Genomic DNA, 15968 nt, shown 5'->3' on the forward strand with positions numbered 1-15968 from the left:
GGAACATCTTCGGGCTATATGTACCCGTTTCTGTGATCTAAAACAACTTTTTTATCGCAACAATGCGACTTTTTAAGCGATCTGATTTTACATAAAAGAAACAAATCACCAAACCAAGAAGCAGGTTTCGGTTGATATGCATCAAAAAAGGGGCGAAATCGCCCCCTCGATGTAACTCAACGTGCGGTTTTTCGCCGTCGGCTGGCATAGAGATAAAAGAGAATGGAGCTGGTGGCACAGAAGGCGATAGAAATCAGCATCGGCCAGGCGGTGGTAAAGGTCGCCATTGAGAGGAGAGCACCGACAATCGCCCCAATCCCGAAGCGAAAGGTTCCCGCCAGCGAAGAGGCCGTCCCGGCCATATGCGGAAATTCATCAAGAATGACCGCCATCGCGTTTGAAGAAACCATAGAAACGCAGCCGATAAACGCGGCAACGCCAAACACCAACGCCCAAAAACCAACATCAAACAGCGCACAGACCACCATCCATACCGCCATCGCGAACTGGATCCACAGCCCGGCGCGGAACATATTTACCGCCCCAACCCGCCGCACAAACCGGCTATTGATAATGGTCATAACGAACAGGAAAACGACGTTCAGCGCAAAATAGTAACCAAAGTGCTGCGGCGAAACGTGGTTGATATTGATATAAACAAACGGACCGGCGCTCAAAAACGAGAACATCCCGGCAAAGCTAAAACCGCTCGCCAGCATATAGCTCAGCACTCGTTTGTGGCGGAACAGGGTAGCAAAATTGCCAAGCGTAGTGCGGATATGAAACTTCTGTCGCCGCTCTGGCGGCAGAGTTTCGCTAATGAAGAAAGCGATCATCACCGACGCTAACAGCGCCGCCACCGCCAGGATCCAGAAAATCGCATGCCAACTGAACCACACCAGCACCGCCCCACCAACCATTGGCGCCACCAGCGGCGCGACGGTGGTCACCAGCATGACGAACGACATCATTCGCGAGAACTCTTCTTTTGGATAGATATCGCGCATCAGGGCGTTAATCACGACGCTTGCTGCCGCAGCCGCCAGGCCGTGGAAGAAGCGCATCGTAATCAACATATCGATAGTCTGCGACAGCGCGCAAGCCACCGCCGCCGCCGCGAAAACCAGCGTTCCGCCGAGAATAACTGGTTTACGCCCGATACTGTCAGCCATGGGGCCATATAAAAGCTGACCCACAGCAAAGCCCAAAATATAGGTGCTGAGCGTCATCTGCGCGCTGCCATCAGGCACATTGAACTGCGCCGAAATCACCGGCAGCGCCGGGAGATACATATCAATCGACAGCGGCATCAACATGGCCAGCAGGCCAAGAATAAACACAATTCCTAATGACGAATTCTTCTTTGCCGTCACGTTTTACTCCGCGCATGTTGGCCGCCAACGCTGGCTATTTCAGCTTCCGTCAGCGGACGATATTCACCAGGGGCCAGCGACTCATCAAGGGCAATGTCGCCAATACGTTCACGGTGTAACCCCACTACGTGGTTACCGACAGCGGCAAACATCCGCTTAACCTGATGGTAACGCCCCTCGCTAATGGTCAGGCGGACTTCGGTCGGCGTTACCACTTCCAGCACTGCTGGTTTTGTCAGCTCTTTCTCATTGTGCAGCTGAACGCCTTTAGCAAACTGCTCGGCGGTGGTTTCATCAACCGGGTTTTCCAGCTCCACCAGATAGGTTTTTTCACAATGATGGCGCGGGGAAGTAATGCGGTGAGACCACTGACCATCATCGGTCATCAGCACCAGGCCGGTGGTGTCAATATCCAGACGTCCTGCAGCGTGCAGCTTGTGGGCTACCGGCTCATCGAGGAAATAGAGTACCGTCGGATGATCCGGATCGTCGGTAGAACAAACGTACCCCTGCGGCTTGTTGAGCATAAAGTAGCGCGGGCCGTTTTGTTGAGTCAGCGTATTGCCGTCATACTCGACATCATGCTCCGGTAGAAGCTTAAAAGAAGAGTCTTTTACAATTTCGCCGTCCACAGTAACGCGGCTGCCGCGGATTTCACGCCCGGCAATAGCCCGACTAACGCCAAGTTGCTGAGCGATAAACTTATCAAGTCGCATGAGATTTTTTTAGCCTGTAAAGAGTGCTGGAGCGGGCAACGCGCCCGAAAAAGAAGAATATCACGGGTTAGTATAACGAGCTCTTAACACCACTCAAGGGAAAAGATTCGTGGCATACTATTCGCGAGTTAATTAACCGCCATAAATTCATGACTTTTACATTACGCCCCTACCAAAAAGAGGCGGTCGACGCCACGCTCGCCTGGTTTCGCCGCCACCATGAACCTGCTGCCATCGTCTTACCGACCGGCGCAGGTAAAAGCCTGGTCATAGCCGAACTGGCGCGGCTGGCGCGCGGTCGCGTATTGGTGCTGGCGCACGTCAAAGAGCTGGTGGCGCAGAACCACGCAAAGTATCGCGCACTCGGCCTGGCAGCGGATATCTTCGCCGCAGGCCTGAAGCGTAAAGAGAGCCACGGAAAAGTGGTATTTGGCAGCGTGCAATCGGTGGCCCGCAATCTTGACCAGTTTCAGGGCGAGTTTTCGTTGCTGATCGTCGATGAGTGCCACCGGATCAGCGACGACGATGACAGCCAGTATCAGCAGATCATCAGCCACCTTCAGCAGGTCAATCCACATCTACGTCTGCTCGGGTTAACCGCCACCCCTTTTCGCCTTGGTAAAGGCTGGATTTACCAGTTTCATTATCACGGCATGGTACGTGGCGATGAAAAAGCGCTGTTTCGCGACTGCATCTACGAACTGCCGCTGCGCTATATGATTAAGAACGGCTACCTGACACCACCAGAGCGGCTGGATATGCCGGTGGTGCAGTATGACTTCAGCCGTCTCCAGGCACAAAGTAACGGCCTGTTTAGCGAGGCCGACCTGAACGTTGAGCTGAAAAAACAGCAGCGCGTCACGCCGCATATCGTCAGCCAAATCGTTGAATTTGCCCAAACGCGCAAAGGGGTGATGATTTTCGCCGCCACCGTCGAACATGCAAGCGAAGTAACTGGCTTGCTCCCGAGCGGTGAAGCTGCATTGATAACCGGCGAAACGCCGGGACCGGAGCGTGACCGAATTATTGAAGCGTTTAAGGCCCAGCAGTATCGCTATCTGGTCAACGTCGCGGTTCTGACCACCGGCTTTGATGCGCCGCATGTCGATCTGATCGCCATTCTGCGTCCTACCGAGTCGGTGAGTCTTTACCAACAAATCGTCGGTCGCGGCCTGCGCCTGTCGCCGGGCAAAACCGACTGTCTGATTCTCGACTACGCCGGTAACCCCCATGACCTGTACGCACCGGAAGTGGGCGCGCCTAAAGGGAAAAGCGATAACGTGCCGGTGCAAGTTTTCTGCCCGGCCTGTGGTTTCGCTAATACCTTCTGGGGAAAAACCACCGCCGATGGCACGCTGATTGAGCACTTCGGCCGCCGCTGCCAGGGCTGGTTTGAGGATGACGAAGGTCATCGCGAACAGTGCGACTTTCGCTTCCGCTTTAAAAATTGCCCGCAGTGTAATGCGGAAAACGATATCGCCGCCCGCCGCTGCCGCGAATGCGACACTATCCTGGTCGACCCGGATGACATGCTCAAAGCGGCGCTAAAGCTGAAGGATGCGCTGGTCTTGCGCTGTAGCGGTATGGACCTTCAGCACGGAGCGGATGACAAAGGCGCGTGGTTGAAAATCACCTATCATGACGAGGATGGCGCGGACGTAAGTGAGCGCTTCCGTCTGCATACACCCGCCCAGCGCATGGCCTTTGAACAGCTATTTATCCGCCCCCACACCCGCACGCCAGGTGTGCCGCTGCGCTGGATAACGCCTGCTGACATCCTCGCCCAGCAGGCACTGCTGCGCCATCCGGACTTTGTTGTGGCTCGCATGAAGGGGCAATACTGGCAGGTACGGGAAAAAGTGTTCGATTATCAAGGCCGCTTTCGCCGGGCCAACGAGTTGCGCTAATCGTCCTAATGGCTGAGGTTTTCATTGCCGTAAAAGCGTTTGACGGCTATAATGCCGCCCGCTTTTGTATTCGCAAAAGCAGATAATCTGCCTGCTGCTGGGTCGCCTGTTGCAGGATTTATATATAGAGAGACGTCAATGTTTACTATCAACGCAGAAGTACGTAAAGAGCAGGGTAAGGGTGCGAGCCGCCGCCTGCGTGCAGCTAACAAATTCCCGGCCATCATCTATGGCGGCGAAGCTGCGCCAGTTGCAATTGAACTGGAACAAGACAAAGTGTGGAACATGCAGACCAATGCTGAGTTCTACAGCGAAGTCCTGACCATCGTTGTTGATGGCAAAGAAGAGAAAGTTAAAGCTCAGGCTGTTCAGCGTCACCCGTTCAAGCCAAAACTGTCTCACATCGACTTCGTTCGCGCTTAATCGCCGACTGAACGTTGTATGGCAAACGCCCCGGCCCGCAAGGTCCGGGGCGTTTTGTTATGGAGCTAACAGCGTTGACGCATTCAGCGCCAGATGCTGCAACAGCATAATCGTTTTCGCATCGACGATTTCTCCTTCGCGAATAGCCTGCAGCGCTTTTTCCAGCGGCCACTCCAGCACTTCGATATCTTCTCCCTCCGTCGCCAGGCCGCCACCGTCGCTGCGCCGATCGTCGGCAGAGTATTCAGCGATGAAAAAGTAAAGCTTCTCCGTCACCGAACCGGGACTCATGTAAGCGGTAAATACCGGCTCGATCCGGGTGACGCGAAAACCGGTCTCTTCTTCGGCCTCGGCAACGATGCGTTCTTCCGGAGAAGCGTCATCCAGCAGTCCTGCGGCGGCTTCGATCAAAAATCCATCATGACCGTTAATCCATACCGGAAAGCGAAACTGACGGACCAGCACTACCGTTTGCTTTTCACGATTGTAGAGCAGGATCACCGCGCCGTTGCCGCGATCGTAAGCTTCCCGACTCTGCTCCTGCCAGCGCCCGTCACGGCGCAGTAGTTCAAAGGTATATTTCTTGAGCGTGTACCAGTTGTCCGATAATAGCGTTTCGCGGATATGGCGAACGCGCGGTGCGTCAGCGTGCATGTTTTTCCCCTTTTAGGTGACAGCGAGCACCATAACATGCATAATCGTGCACAAACAAGATAACTCATGAAGGTATTTTTGATGCTTGCCAGCCAGAGAAAACAGCAGATTTTGCATATCCTCGCCGAGGAAAAACAGGTGATGTCAGGCGATCTCAGCCAGCGTTTTAGCGTTTCAGAGGACTCCATTCGCCGGGATCTGCGAGAACTGGCTGCGGAAGGTAAATTGCAGCGGGTACACGGCGGTGCGCTGCCGGTTTCCGCGGCAATCGCGCCTATTGAAACAAGAAAAAACGTGCAAATCCCTTCAAAACAGGCAATCGCTCAACGCGCAGTGGAGCTTATTCAACCCGGTCAGGTGGTGATTATCGACGGCGGAACCACGACCGGAGAGATGGCGCGTCTGCTGCCGAATGACCTGGCGTGTACAGTGGTGACTCATAGCCCGGGGATCGCCGTCGAACTGGTGGAAAAACCGCTGATAGAAGTGATTTTGATTGGCGGTCGGCTATTCAAACATTCGGTGGTCAGCGTGGGCGCAAACGCGCTGGAAAGTATTTCCCGCATCAATGCCGACCTGTTTTTTATGGGCGTCACAGGCGTACATCATCGAGCCGGATTAACCACGGGTGATTATGAAGAAGCGGGGATTAAGCGCGCGCTAGCGGCGCGAGCAGCCGAAACGGTGGTGATGGCATCACAAGAAAAGCTCAACTCCGCTTCGGCCTTTACCATCGGCGAATTGAGCCTCGCTAGCACACTGATTGTGGATACGCCGTTAGATGATGTACTACGCCAGCAATTAGCCATTGATGGGGTAGAAACCCTTTACACCTTCTAGTTCACCGCTTTCGGGCCAGAGTCCAGAAGTAAAAACCCGACTCAGCGCCGGGATTTTTGTCATTTACTTTCCGCCGGAGGTTCGGCGCTGCAGCTGATCGCGCAAGTTCGGCGGGGTGCCTTTAATGGTTAAGGTATCCGTTGCCGGATCCCAGAACACACGCTCACCCAGCAACATGGCATCAAAGTTGATGGTTAACCCGCCGCCGCTGCCAGCAAACTTAGTTAACTGACGTAAAGTGCTGCGGTCTGCCGGGAAGCTCTCTTCCAGTTCATAGCCTTGTTCGGCGGTAAACTCCTGGAAGGTCTTCTCGCTGACGCCCGCCAGCTCTTTGGACAGCGACTCCAGCTCGATTTCCTCACCGGCCTGCAGCTGTTCGTTGCAATAGCTATATACCTGCTGGCGCACGTTCTGTCGCTCAGATTTATCCAGCTGCGCATCGGCGGCGAAATCATCCAGCGCCTGTAGCAGGCCACGGTTCTGCGCTTTTGCGTTCAACCCTTCGCTGGCACCGAGGAAGTCCATAAAGAAGTCGGCAACTTTACGCCCTACCCGGCCTTTTAAGAAGGTCAGATAACGGGTGGACTCCGGGTTTGTTTCCCATTCGGTTAAATCAATACGCGCAACAATATCGGCGTGATTGATATCCAGATAGTGGGTGGAACTGATATCGAGCTCTTCATTAACGCGCATGCTACTTAAGTTATTCAGCACAGCTACCAGCAAATATTCCACTGCCAGATAACGATACTGACAAAACAGGACAATACCGCCTTCAGCAAAAGGATATTTCGCTAATTCGTCACGCAGGCGACCGGTTGCCGCTCGGCTAAATGGCAGAAACTCCTCTTCACCCTGACGCTGCTGACGCAGGGACTGAGCCAACTCGCTCTCTTCGGTGAACAAACCGTAGGCTTTATTTTTTGCGCTGTAGACACGATGCAGTTCGGCCATCATCTCCACAACCGTCGCAGTCGGTTCCAGCAATGACTCGCGCAGCACCAGTTCCAGATTTTGTTCATCACGTTTGATTAACTGATGCAGGGCAATCTGGTCGATATCCAGACTCATGTTAAACTCTCCTTTTAGACTGGGAAGTATTCAACCACTGCAGGGACGACGACGCAACCAGCACGTCGCTCTTTACGAGCGAAGCCGCTCGCTTTTACGCCATGGTGAAAAAATGCGGAAAAAAAGCCGCTGCTACGGTAATATGTTGCCCTTTCACGAACAGACAGATTTTGAGTTTATGCCGCAAATATCCCGCTATAGCGATGAACAAGTCGAACAGCTGCTCAGCGAGCTGACGAGCGTTCTGGAAACACACAAAGCCCCCGTTGACCTTTCACTGATGGTGCTGGGCAATATGGTGACCAACCTGATCAATAGTAGCGTCGCGCCGGCGCAGCGTCAGGCTATCGCCCGTTCTTTTGCCCAGGCGTTGCAGTCATCTATCAACGACGATCCGGCGCACTAAGGATAACGAACAACAGTATATGGTGACTCTACGTCAGCCCTACCGAGAAAAAGTCTCCCAGATGGTCAGTTGGGGACACTGGTTCGCCCTGTTCAACATGTTGTTGGCAATGGCGCTCGGCAGTCGCTATCTTTTTGTCGCCGACTGGCCAACGACGCTTGCTGGACGTATTTTCTCGTACGTCAGCCTCGTTGGTCACTTCAGCTTCCTGGTTTTTACCAGCTATGTGCTGATTCTTTTCCCGCTGACTTTTATCGTCATCTCACAGCGTTTAATGCGTTTTATCTCGGTCATTCTGGCGACCGCAGGTATGACGCTGCTGCTGATCGATAGCGAAGTTTTCACTCGCTTCCACCTGCATCTCAACCCCTTTGTCTGGGAACTGGTGATAAACCCCGATCAGAACGAGATGGCCCGTGACTGGCAGCTGATGTTTATCAGCGTGCCCGTTATCTTCCTGCTGGAAATGCTCTTTGCAACCTGGAGCTGGCAGAAGCTGCGCAGCCTGACGCGTCGTCGCCACTACGCCCGTCCGGTTGCCTGGTTCTTCTTTATCTCTTTTATTAGCAGCCATCTGGTCTATATCTGGGCGGATGCGAATTTCTATCGCCCGATAACCATGCAGCGGGCGAATCTGCCGCTCTCCTATCCGATGACGGCCCGCCGCTTCCTGGAAAAACACGGTTTACTAGATGCACAGGACTATCAGCGCCGTCTGGTAGAGCAAGGCGCACCGGAAGCGGTCTCGGTACAGTATCCGCTGAGCGATCTGCATTATCGCGATCTCGGCGCCGGTTATAACGTGTTGCTTATCACCGTTGATAACCTTAACTACTCCCACTTTGAGAAAAACATGCCGGTGCTGGCCGGTTTCGCGAAAGAGAGCGTCAACTTCACCCAGCATATGAGCTCTGGTAACACCGCCGACAGCGGCTTCTTTGGCCTGTTCTACGGAATTTCTCCAGGCTATATGGATGGCGTATTGTCGGCCCGTATCCCTGCGGCGCTGATTACCTCGCTGAATCAGCAGGGCTATCAGTTGGGGCTGTTCTCATCAGACGGTTTTAGCAGCCCGCTTTATCGTCAGGCGCTGCTCTCAGACTTCTCGCTGCCGGTCGCGAAAACGCAAAGCGATGAGCAAACAGCAAGCCAGTGGATTAACTGGCTTGATCGCTACGCCCAGGATGAAAACCGCTGGTTCTCATGGGTTTCGCTCAACGGCACCACCTTCGATAACGGCCAGCAGCAAAACTTTGTTCGCCGCTACAGCCGAGCCGCTGGCGATGTCGACACGCAAATTGGCCGGGTACTGAACGCGCTGCGCGAATCAGGCAAACTGGACAACACGGTGGTTATCGTGACGGCAGGTCATGGTATGCCGCTGAATCCTCAGCATGACCAGTTTGGCTGGTCTCGTGAGCAACTGCAGGTTCCATTAGTGATTCACTGGCCCGGCACACCGGCACAGGAAATTACTACGTTGACGGATAACAAAGACGTGATGACGACGTTGATGCAACGTCTGCTGCACGTTTCCACTCCGGCAAACGAGTATTCCCAGGGTGAAGACCTGTTTAGCGCCGCCCGTCGTCGCGCATGGGTGACTGCAGCCAATAGTGATACACTGGCAATTACTACGCCAAGAGTCACCATCGTGCTCAATCACAACGGGACTTACAATACCTGGAACAGCGAAGGTGAGAAGGTTAAGGCTCAAAAACCGCAGCTCAGCTTACTGCTGCAGGTGCTGACCGATGAAAAACGCTTCATCGCTAACTGATTGATTATTTATGAATCAATCAGTCATATCCCGGCTTGCATTCAGTTGGGGAACGGGTAATATTGTTCCCCACAAATCGGCACGTAGCGCAGCCTGGTAGCGCATCGTCATGGGGTGGCGAGGGTCGAGAGTTCGAATCTCTCCGTGCCGACCAAATCATTCATCGGTAAGTTGTTTCAACGACCGGTAACCCCTTAAGAACCCGCATTCTCTTTGAGTTTGCGGGTTTTTTAATGCTCAGTTATCCCATCTGTTTTTATCAAGAAACCACCCCCACTCCGATTGTAAATCGAGGAAAAACTTCTATTATTTTATGGTATACGTCATTGCCCTGAAGGATTTACATGAGAGTTAATGGACTTACAAAAGGATTTTTCATCCTGATTCTGCTGATCGTCACCCTCGCGTTTTTCGACGTCCTTTCCCCTTATTATTCAGCTATTTTATGGGCGGCGATTCTGGCGGTCATCTTCAACCCCGTTAAGAACAAACTGCGTAGCCGCCTGAATGAACGCAACGGGCTTGCGTCACTGCTTACCGTCGTCATTATTTGTCTGATCGTCTTCACCCCTCTGGCGATTATTCTCTCGTCGCTGGCCTTTGAATTGAATGTGGTTTACACCAAGCTACAGCACAACGACACTCAGTTTCCGACGGTAGTCGCCAGCCTGTTTGCACACCTGCCTGAATGGGCCCGCAGCTTCCTCTCTGAGCATAACCTGGATAGCGCTGACCAAATTCAGCAGCAGCTTTCTGACGTTGCCCTAAAAGGGGGTCAGTATCTTGCCGGGAGCGCATTCCTGATTGGCAAAGGTACCTTCGGTTTTACTGTCAGCTTCGGCATCATGCTCTATTTACTGTTTTTCCTGCTGAAAGATGGTCCGCAGTTGGTGAGGGAAATTCTTGAGTCTTTGCCACTGTCAAATCACGTTAAACAGCACCTGTTCGCCAAATTTGCCGCCGTCGCGCGGGCAACAGTAAAAGGGACCGTCGCGGTGGCGATTGTCCAGGGCGCGCTTGGCGGGCTGGCGTTCTGGATTGTCGGTATTGATGGCAGCATCTTGTGGGGGGCGCTGATGGCATTTCTGTCGCTAATCCCGGCGGTGGGCTCCGCGATTATCTGGGTTCCGGCGGCTGTCTATCTTTTTGCCACCGGACAGATATGGCAAGGTGCCTTTATCGTTGGCTTCTTCGTGATAGTGATAGGTCTGGTGGATAACATCCTCCGCCCTCTGCTGGTGGGCAAAGATACCAAAATGCCGGACTATCTGATCCTGATATCTACCCTTGGTGGGATGGAAATCTATGGTATCAATGGCTTTGTTATCGGCCCGCTGATTGCCGCGCTATTTATTGCCTGCTGGAACCTTCTTTCCGGGCGCGATCACGCCGGAAACATCGATGAGATAGATGAAGACTTCTTAGAAGAGGGAAAAAACCGCGAGGAGTAGCGCATTACCTTAATGAACAGGGGCTTCCCCCTGTTCAACACGATGACAAAAGTGATTACTTAGTGTAATCCTTAAGTTAAGGCCGCTACCCCTCGCAATCTCAGCAGAATTTATAACTATATATTGTGAAAATTTTGGTAAACACAACCTACCTTCCACCTTGATAATGCTACTATTGTGCTATTGAGGATTGATAAAAAAGGATTACTCACGTGAAAAAAATCACTACGTTCGCCGTTTCCCTGCTGGCCGTTGCCTGCATTTCCACCAGCGCCCTGGCCGCAGAACAGCCGCTAGAAAAAATCGCCCCCTACCCGCAGGCTGAAAAAGGGATGAAGCGTCAGGTGATTCAGCTCCCGCAGCAGCAGGATGAATCGGTGTTGAAAGTTGAGCTGATGATTGGCCAAACGCTGGAAGTCGACTGCAATCGTCACCGCCTGGGCGGTCAACTAGAAAGCAAAACCCTTGAAGGCTGGGGCTACGACTACTACGTATTTGATAAAGTGACCTCGCCGGTCTCAACAATGATGGCCTGCCCGGAGGGTAAAAAAGAGCAGCAATTTGTAACCGCAGGGCTGGGTGATGCAGGAATGCTGCGCTACAACAGCAAACTGCCTATCGTGGTGTATACCCCGGCTAACATTGAAGTGAAATATCGTATCTGGAGAGCGGACGAGACCATCGGCAATGCCGTTGAACGTTAATGCCTGAGGATAGAATCCGGCGGCCTGAGCCGCCGGACAATGGGTTACAGCGCAATATCAGCAATAGGTTTGCCTTCCGGCAGCGGCTTCAGCTCCGCCTGCGGAACATCATCAGTCACGGTAATCGGATCATAGTGTAGTTCCAGCACTTCACTGGTCCACGCCAGCGCCTTTTCGATTTCTGCCGCATTGCCATCCAGACGCGTACCGTAGCTCGGCACTATCTCTTTCAGCTTCGCCTGCCAGGCTGCTGAATCGACCTTGTCCTTAAACACTTTTTCCATCAGCTGCAGCATAATCGGCGCGGCGGTAGAAGCCCCAGGCGATGCGCCCAGCAGCGCGGCCACGGTCCCTTCATCATCGCTGACCACTTCGGTTCCGAGACGCAGAACGCCGCCTATCTTCTTATCGCGTTTGATAATCTGCACACGCTGACCTGCCTGCCATAAGCGCCAGTCTTCTTTACGCGCCTCAGGATAGTACTCGCACAGCGCCGCATGACGATCTTTGTCTTTTTGCAGCACCTGGCTAATCAGGTATTTCACCAGATCGAAGTTATCCAGACCCACGTTGAGCATCGGCATGATGTTCGAGGTATTAGTGGAGGCCAGCAGATCCCAAAGCGAGCCGTTTTTCAGGAAACGCGTTGAGAAGGTGGCAAACGGCCCAAACAACACCACGCGCTTACCGTCGATAATACGGGTGTCGATATGCGGAACCGACATCGGCGGCGCGCCCACCTCTGCCTGACCATAGACTTTCGCCAGGTGATGCTCGACCACCTCCGGGTTCTCGCACACCAGGAACTGCCCGCCAACCGGGAAGCCCGCATACTCTTTGGCCTGCGGAATACCGGTTTCCTGCAACAGGGTCAGGGCTGCACCACCAGCACCGATAAAGATAAATTTGGCTTTGATGACGCGTTTCTGATGACGATTGTTGGCATCCGCCAGCGTCGCGGTCCAGCTCTTGTCGGCATTGCGCTTAAAACGGCGCACCACGGTACCCAGTTGGAGAGAGAAATTTTCATGAGTTTTCAGCCCGGCAATCAGCTGACGGGTGATTTCACCGTAGTTGACGTCGGTGCCCATTTCCGTGCGGGTGGCAGCCACTTTCTGCTGCGGATCGCGCCCTTCCATCACCAGCGGAGCCCACTGTTTAATTTGTTGATGATCTTCAGAGTAGCGAATGCCGCGGAACAGTTCGCTTTGCTGTAAAGCTGCGTAGCGGGCGCGCAGGAAGTTGACGTTATCCTCACCCCACACAAAGCTCATGTGCGGCACGCTGTTAATAAAGGATTTCGGCTTATTGAGAATGCCGCGCGTCACCTGGTGGGCCCAAAACTGACGAGAAATCTGGAAGGATTCGTTGATATCAACTGCTTTATCGATATTAATTCCGTTAGCAGTTTGCGGCGTATAATTCAGCTCCATCAGCGCGGCATGTCCGGTACCCGCGTTGTTCCAGCCGTTTGAGCTCTCTTCCGCGACGCTGGACATCTGCTCGACCATGGTAATAGACCAATCTGGTTCCAGTTCCTGGAGCCAGGTTCCCAACGTGGCGCTCATGATGCCGCCGCCGATCAACAATACATCCGTCTCTTGCTCATGGCGGGTGTTGGTCCGAGTGTTATTGGAACCAACCGCCTGTGAGCTGGGTACGGCCATCTTTTTCTTCATCGAATTTGAGCCTTACTTTTACTCGCTTTTGTTATATAGCGCAGGTGAAACGATTCTCGGCTTCAAAGGTAACACTGAAGAAAAAAAATTTAAATATTGTTTAAATTTTAAGTTTAGTTTTGAGATCTGTTATAAAAATGTTTAATAAATGTGTATCGCAAATCACATTTTGTACTGGTGTGAAGTCTGTTTCCGCGCTATCATCCCCGGTTTTGTGACGGACTGCACGAAAGCATCGGCTGATACCACATCCGTTTTTTTATAATCTGCGAACTTTTTTTATGCCCCCTGTTTCTGATTCCGCTACCATCGGCAACGCTGGCACATTAAGCCAGATACTGCGTTCGCCCGCGCTACTGACGCGCGAAACCCTGGCAGGCGTGCTGACCGCACTGGCCCTGATCCCCGAGGTTATCTCCTTTTCCGTTATTGCTGGCGTTGACCCAAAGGTTAGCCTGGTCGCTTCTGTGGTGCTGTGTCTGGCGATGTCAGTACTGGGCGGTAGACCGGCCATGGTCACTGCCGCTGCCGGTTCAGTCGCGCTGGTCATCGGGCCACTGGTGCACCAACATGGCGTTGGCTATATTCTGCCTGCGGTCATTCTTGCGGGGATGATTCAAATTTTGTTTGGTGTATGCGGTATGGCGCGCCTGATGCGCTTTATTCCGCAGGCGGTGATGACCGGTTTCGTCAATGCGCTAGGGATCCTCATTTTTTTCGCCCAGGTACCGCATTTCTGGAGCAAGCAGCCGCTGATTATCGGCTTGTTTGTTTTAACGCTGTTGATTGTGCTGTGGGCACCGCGCTATATCAAGGCCATCCCCTCGCCGCTGATTGCTATCGTTCTGCTGACTCTGTTTACCGTTTTCAGCGGCCAACTGCTGCCTACCGTTGGCGATGAGGGCCCGATGGGCGGCGGATTACCTGGATTGACCAGCCTGATAGTGCAGCTGGACTTAACAACGCTGCAAATTATCTGGCCCTGCGCGCTCAGTATCGCCTTTGTCGGCCTGATGGAGTCGCTGCTGACGGCTAAATTAGTCGATGACCTGACCCATACCCCTTCCAGTAAATCGCGTGAGAGCGCTGGTCTGGGGATTGCCAATATTCTTGCCGGGTTTTATGGCGGCATTGCCGGATGCGCGATGATCGGCCAGACCATTGTTAACGTCGAAATGGGCAAAGCCCGCAGCCGCGTCTCCACGATTGCCGCTGCCCTGGTGCTATTGCTGTTAGTGACCGCATTAAGCGAAGTGATGGCAAAAATTCCGATGGCCGTTCTCGCCGGGGTGATGGTCATTGTGGCGGTGAAAACCTTTAGCTGGCACAGTATTCGTCCGACGGAGCTGGCGCATAATCCGTGGCCGGAAACGCTGGTGATGCTGGTGACCGTCGGCGCAACCGTCGGTACCAGCAATCTGGCGATTGGCGTCCTGGCGGGTCTGGTCTCAATGGCCTTGATTCCCCGCCGCCTGCGCAATAAACCGCAGGCTACATCAGAAAAATCGTCGCCAGCCCAAGAAAAATAAAGAACCCACCGGTGTCGGTGATAGCGGTAATCATGACGCTGGAGCCGACTGCGGGATCGCGCCCCAGCTTGACCATCACCATCGGGATAATAACGCCCATCATCGCCGCCATCAGCAGGTTCAGCATCATTGCCAGCGTCATCACGCCACCGAGCTGCGGATCGTCGTACAGCCACCAGGTTATAGCGCCCATGATCCCGCCCCAGACGATCCCGTTGATCAGCGCAACGCCCATTTCGCGTAAAATCAGAAAGGTGAAACTTCCCGGCTGAATATGCTGCAACGCCATTGCACGGACGATCATAGTAATCGTCTGATTACCGGTGTTGCCGCCGATCCCCGCGACAATCGGCATCAGCGAGGCCAGTGCGACCAATTGTGAAATAGTATGTTCAAAACCGTCAATAACGCGGGAGGCGATAAACGCGGTGCACAAATTCACCGCCAGCCAGGCCCAGCGGGTTTTCACCGCTTTGCTCACCGGGGCAAACACGTCATCATCATTACTCAAACCACCCATTCGGCGTAAATCGTTGTCGGTCTCTTCGTAGACCACATCGACGATCTCATCGATGGTCAAACGCCCCATTAACTTGCCGTCAGCATCAATAACGGCGGCGCTAAGTAAGTCGTCACGTTCAAACGTTCGCGCCACCTTTTCTGCATCTTCATGCGGCTGGAAGGTAACCGGATCGCCTTCCATCACTTCCCCTACCCGCTTCTGCGCATTGTTAAGCAGGATGGTTTGTAGTTCCAGTTCGCCCAGCAGCAGCTTGTTGCGGGTGGTCACAAACAGCTTATCGGTGTTTTCCGGCATTTTGCCTAGCCGCCGCAGGTAGCGCTGTACCGCCGCAAGCGTCGCTTCCGGGCGAACGGTGATGACCTCGAATTCCATGATCGCGCCGACGGTATTATCGGCATAGCGCATCATCTGGCGAATACGTGCACGCTTATCCGCAGGCAGCGTCGCCAGCAGGCGTCCGGTCAGATCACGCGGTAAGTGTTGCAGCAGGTAGACCTGTTCATCAATATCGAGATTTTGCAGCGCAAACAGCAGGTCATGATCGCTCATCTCTTCGATGAGATCGCCCCAGACGCTTTCCGATGCCTCGAGCAGCACCTCACCGCGTTTATCATCCGCCACCAGTCGCCAGAGCGCGTTACGTGCGTCGTAAGGCAACGCTTCGAGCGCATCGGCAAGATCCGGAGGCGGCAGGTGAGAAACCAGCACTTCCACTTCGGCCAGATCGTCGGCCAATGTACCTTCATCGTAGCGTTCAGCCAGGGTTAATTTACCCAGCAATGAGGAAGTGACGGCTTTATCGGTGCTCAGCAACCAAATGAGACGGGCGCGCTCTTCGTCGCGCAATCTGGCGCTTTTTTTATGCAAAACGGACATCGGTCAGGCAATCCTTGTAAAAATATCTGTCAGACC

General features: G+C 53.4%; 14 protein-coding genes and 1 tRNA gene. 9 read left to right on the forward strand and 6 right to left on the reverse strand.

The features are described from left to right. Positions 1-176 precede the first annotated feature (176 nt). Positions 177-1373 carry a Bcr/CflA family multidrug efflux MFS transporter gene (locus QVF11_RS01200; RefSeq protein WP_287854927.1) on the reverse strand — a complete coding sequence of 399 codons (1197 nt, stop codon included), beginning with the start codon at positions 1371-1373 and terminating at the stop codon, positions 177-179. Beyond that, a complete protein-coding gene (gene rsuA, locus QVF11_RS01205; RefSeq protein ID WP_112213048.1) occupies positions 1370-2089 on the reverse strand; it encodes a 16S rRNA pseudouridine(516) synthase RsuA in 720 nt (239 codons plus the stop codon). Before rsuA ends, QVF11_RS01200 begins: the two co-directional genes overlap by 4 nt. Positions 2090-2238: 149 nt before the next feature. On the opposite strand from rsuA, the gene QVF11_RS01210 reads away from it, so the two are divergent. Next, on the forward strand, positions 2239-3996 hold the full coding sequence (locus QVF11_RS01210) for a DEAD/DEAH box helicase (protein WP_287854930.1): 1758 nt from the start codon (positions 2239-2241) through the stop codon (positions 3994-3996). Positions 3997-4134: 138 nt separating this feature from the next. Beyond that, on the forward strand, positions 4135-4419 hold the full coding sequence (gene rplY / locus QVF11_RS01215; protein ID WP_181485536.1) for a 50S ribosomal protein L25: 285 nt from the start codon (positions 4135-4137) through the stop codon (positions 4417-4419). Between the two features lie 57 nt (positions 4420-4476). Here the strand turns inward: rplY and QVF11_RS01220 are convergent, their stop codons facing one another. Next, positions 4477-5073 (reverse strand): NUDIX domain-containing protein, encoded by a 597-nt coding sequence (locus tag QVF11_RS01220; RefSeq protein WP_287854933.1) that lies wholly within the window; start codon positions 5071-5073, stop codon positions 4477-4479. Positions 5074-5154: 81 nt separating this feature from the next. Between QVF11_RS01220 and QVF11_RS01225 the strand changes: the two genes are divergently transcribed. Continuing rightward, a complete protein-coding gene (locus QVF11_RS01225; protein ID WP_287854971.1) occupies positions 5155-5913 on the forward strand; it encodes a DeoR/GlpR family DNA-binding transcription regulator in 759 nt (252 codons plus the stop codon). A gap of 63 nt (positions 5914-5976) precedes the next feature. Here the strand turns inward: QVF11_RS01225 and yejK are convergent, their stop codons facing one another. Beyond that, complete coding sequence (gene yejK / locus QVF11_RS01230) at positions 5977-6984, reverse strand: nucleoid-associated protein YejK (protein WP_112213043.1); 1008 nt, start codon at positions 6982-6984, stop codon at positions 5977-5979. 178 nt (positions 6985-7162) lie between these two features. On the opposite strand from yejK, the gene QVF11_RS01235 reads away from it, so the two are divergent. From QVF11_RS01235 to eco, 5 genes are all read left to right on the forward strand, one after another. Further along, positions 7163-7390 (forward strand): YejL family protein, encoded by a 228-nt coding sequence (locus QVF11_RS01235; RefSeq protein WP_112213214.1) that lies wholly within the window; start codon positions 7163-7165, stop codon positions 7388-7390. 19 nt (positions 7391-7409) lie between these two features. After that, positions 7410-9170, forward strand: a complete 1761-nt coding sequence (yejM, locus tag QVF11_RS01240) for an LPS biosynthesis-modulating metalloenzyme YejM (protein WP_287854934.1) — start codon at positions 7410-7412, stop codon at positions 9168-9170. 77 nt (positions 9171-9247) lie between these two features. Beyond that, positions 9248-9324 (forward strand) — tRNA-Pro (locus QVF11_RS01245). Positions 9325-9514: 190 nt separating this feature from the next. Beyond that, positions 9515-10621 (forward strand): AI-2E family transporter, encoded by a 1107-nt coding sequence (locus QVF11_RS01250; RefSeq protein ID WP_287854936.1) that lies wholly within the window; start codon positions 9515-9517, stop codon positions 10619-10621. Between the two features lie 212 nt (positions 10622-10833). Continuing rightward, positions 10834-11325 (forward strand): serine protease inhibitor ecotin, encoded by a 492-nt coding sequence (gene eco, locus QVF11_RS01255; RefSeq protein WP_112213040.1) that lies wholly within the window; start codon positions 10834-10836, stop codon positions 11323-11325. A 44-nt stretch (positions 11326-11369) separates the two neighbouring features. Here the strand turns inward: eco and mqo are convergent, their stop codons facing one another. Then, a complete protein-coding gene (gene mqo, locus QVF11_RS01260) occupies positions 11370-13004 on the reverse strand; it encodes a malate dehydrogenase (quinone) (protein WP_287854937.1) in 1635 nt (544 codons plus the stop codon). Positions 13005-13285: 281 nt separating this feature from the next. Here mqo and QVF11_RS01265 point away from each other — a divergent pair, with 281 nt between their 5' ends. Next, entirely contained in the window at positions 13286-14533 is a 1248-nt protein-coding gene (locus QVF11_RS01265) for a SulP family inorganic anion transporter (RefSeq protein WP_287854938.1), read from the forward strand. On the opposite strand, the gene mgtE is transcribed toward QVF11_RS01265, so the two are convergent. Next, positions 14496-15932, reverse strand: coding sequence for a magnesium transporter (mgtE, locus tag QVF11_RS01270; RefSeq protein ID WP_110272333.1), 1437 nt, complete (start codon positions 15930-15932; stop codon positions 14496-14498). The genes QVF11_RS01265 and mgtE overlap by 38 nt on opposite strands. Positions 15933-15968 lie beyond the last annotated feature (36 nt).

Origin of the sequence: Klebsiella sp., assembly GCF_027492335.1 — a bacterium.
GTDB lineage: Bacteria > Pseudomonadota > Gammaproteobacteria > Enterobacterales > Enterobacteriaceae > Klebsiella > Klebsiella huaxiensis.

What these genes read in the sequence shown, in the direction of transcription:
- rsuA (WP_112213048.1), bottom strand. Translation starts at nt 2,089, where the DNA reads ATGCGACTTGATAAGTTTATCGCTCAGCAACTTGGCGTTAGTCGGGCT.
- QVF11_RS01210 (WP_287854930.1), top strand. Translation starts at nt 2,239, where the DNA reads ATGACTTTTACATTACGCCCCTACCAAAAAGAGGCGGTCGACGCCACG.
- rplY (WP_181485536.1), top strand. Translation starts at nt 4,135, where the DNA reads ATGTTTACTATCAACGCAGAAGTACGTAAAGAGCAGGGTAAGGGTGCG.
- QVF11_RS01220 (WP_287854933.1), bottom strand. Translation starts at nt 5,073, where the DNA reads ATGCACGCTGACGCACCGCGCGTTCGCCATATCCGCGAAACGCTATTA.
- QVF11_RS01225 (WP_287854971.1), top strand. Translation starts at nt 5,155, where the DNA reads ATGCTTGCCAGCCAGAGAAAACAGCAGATTTTGCATATCCTCGCCGAG.
- yejK (WP_112213043.1), bottom strand. Translation starts at nt 6,984, where the DNA reads ATGAGTCTGGATATCGACCAGATTGCCCTGCATCAGTTAATCAAACGT.
- QVF11_RS01235 (WP_112213214.1), top strand. Translation starts at nt 7,163, where the DNA reads ATGCCGCAAATATCCCGCTATAGCGATGAACAAGTCGAACAGCTGCTC.
- yejM (WP_287854934.1), top strand. Translation starts at nt 7,410, where the DNA reads ATGGTGACTCTACGTCAGCCCTACCGAGAAAAAGTCTCCCAGATGGTC.
- QVF11_RS01250 (WP_287854936.1), top strand. Translation starts at nt 9,515, where the DNA reads ATGAGAGTTAATGGACTTACAAAAGGATTTTTCATCCTGATTCTGCTG.
- mqo (WP_287854937.1), bottom strand. Translation starts at nt 13,004, where the DNA reads ATGAAGAAAAAGATGGCCGTACCCAGCTCACAGGCGGTTGGTTCCAAT.
- QVF11_RS01265 (WP_287854938.1), top strand. Translation starts at nt 13,286, where the DNA reads ATGCCCCCTGTTTCTGATTCCGCTACCATCGGCAACGCTGGCACATTA.
- mgtE (WP_110272333.1), bottom strand. Translation starts at nt 15,932, where the DNA reads ATGTCCGTTTTGCATAAAAAAAGCGCCAGATTGCGCGACGAAGAGCGC.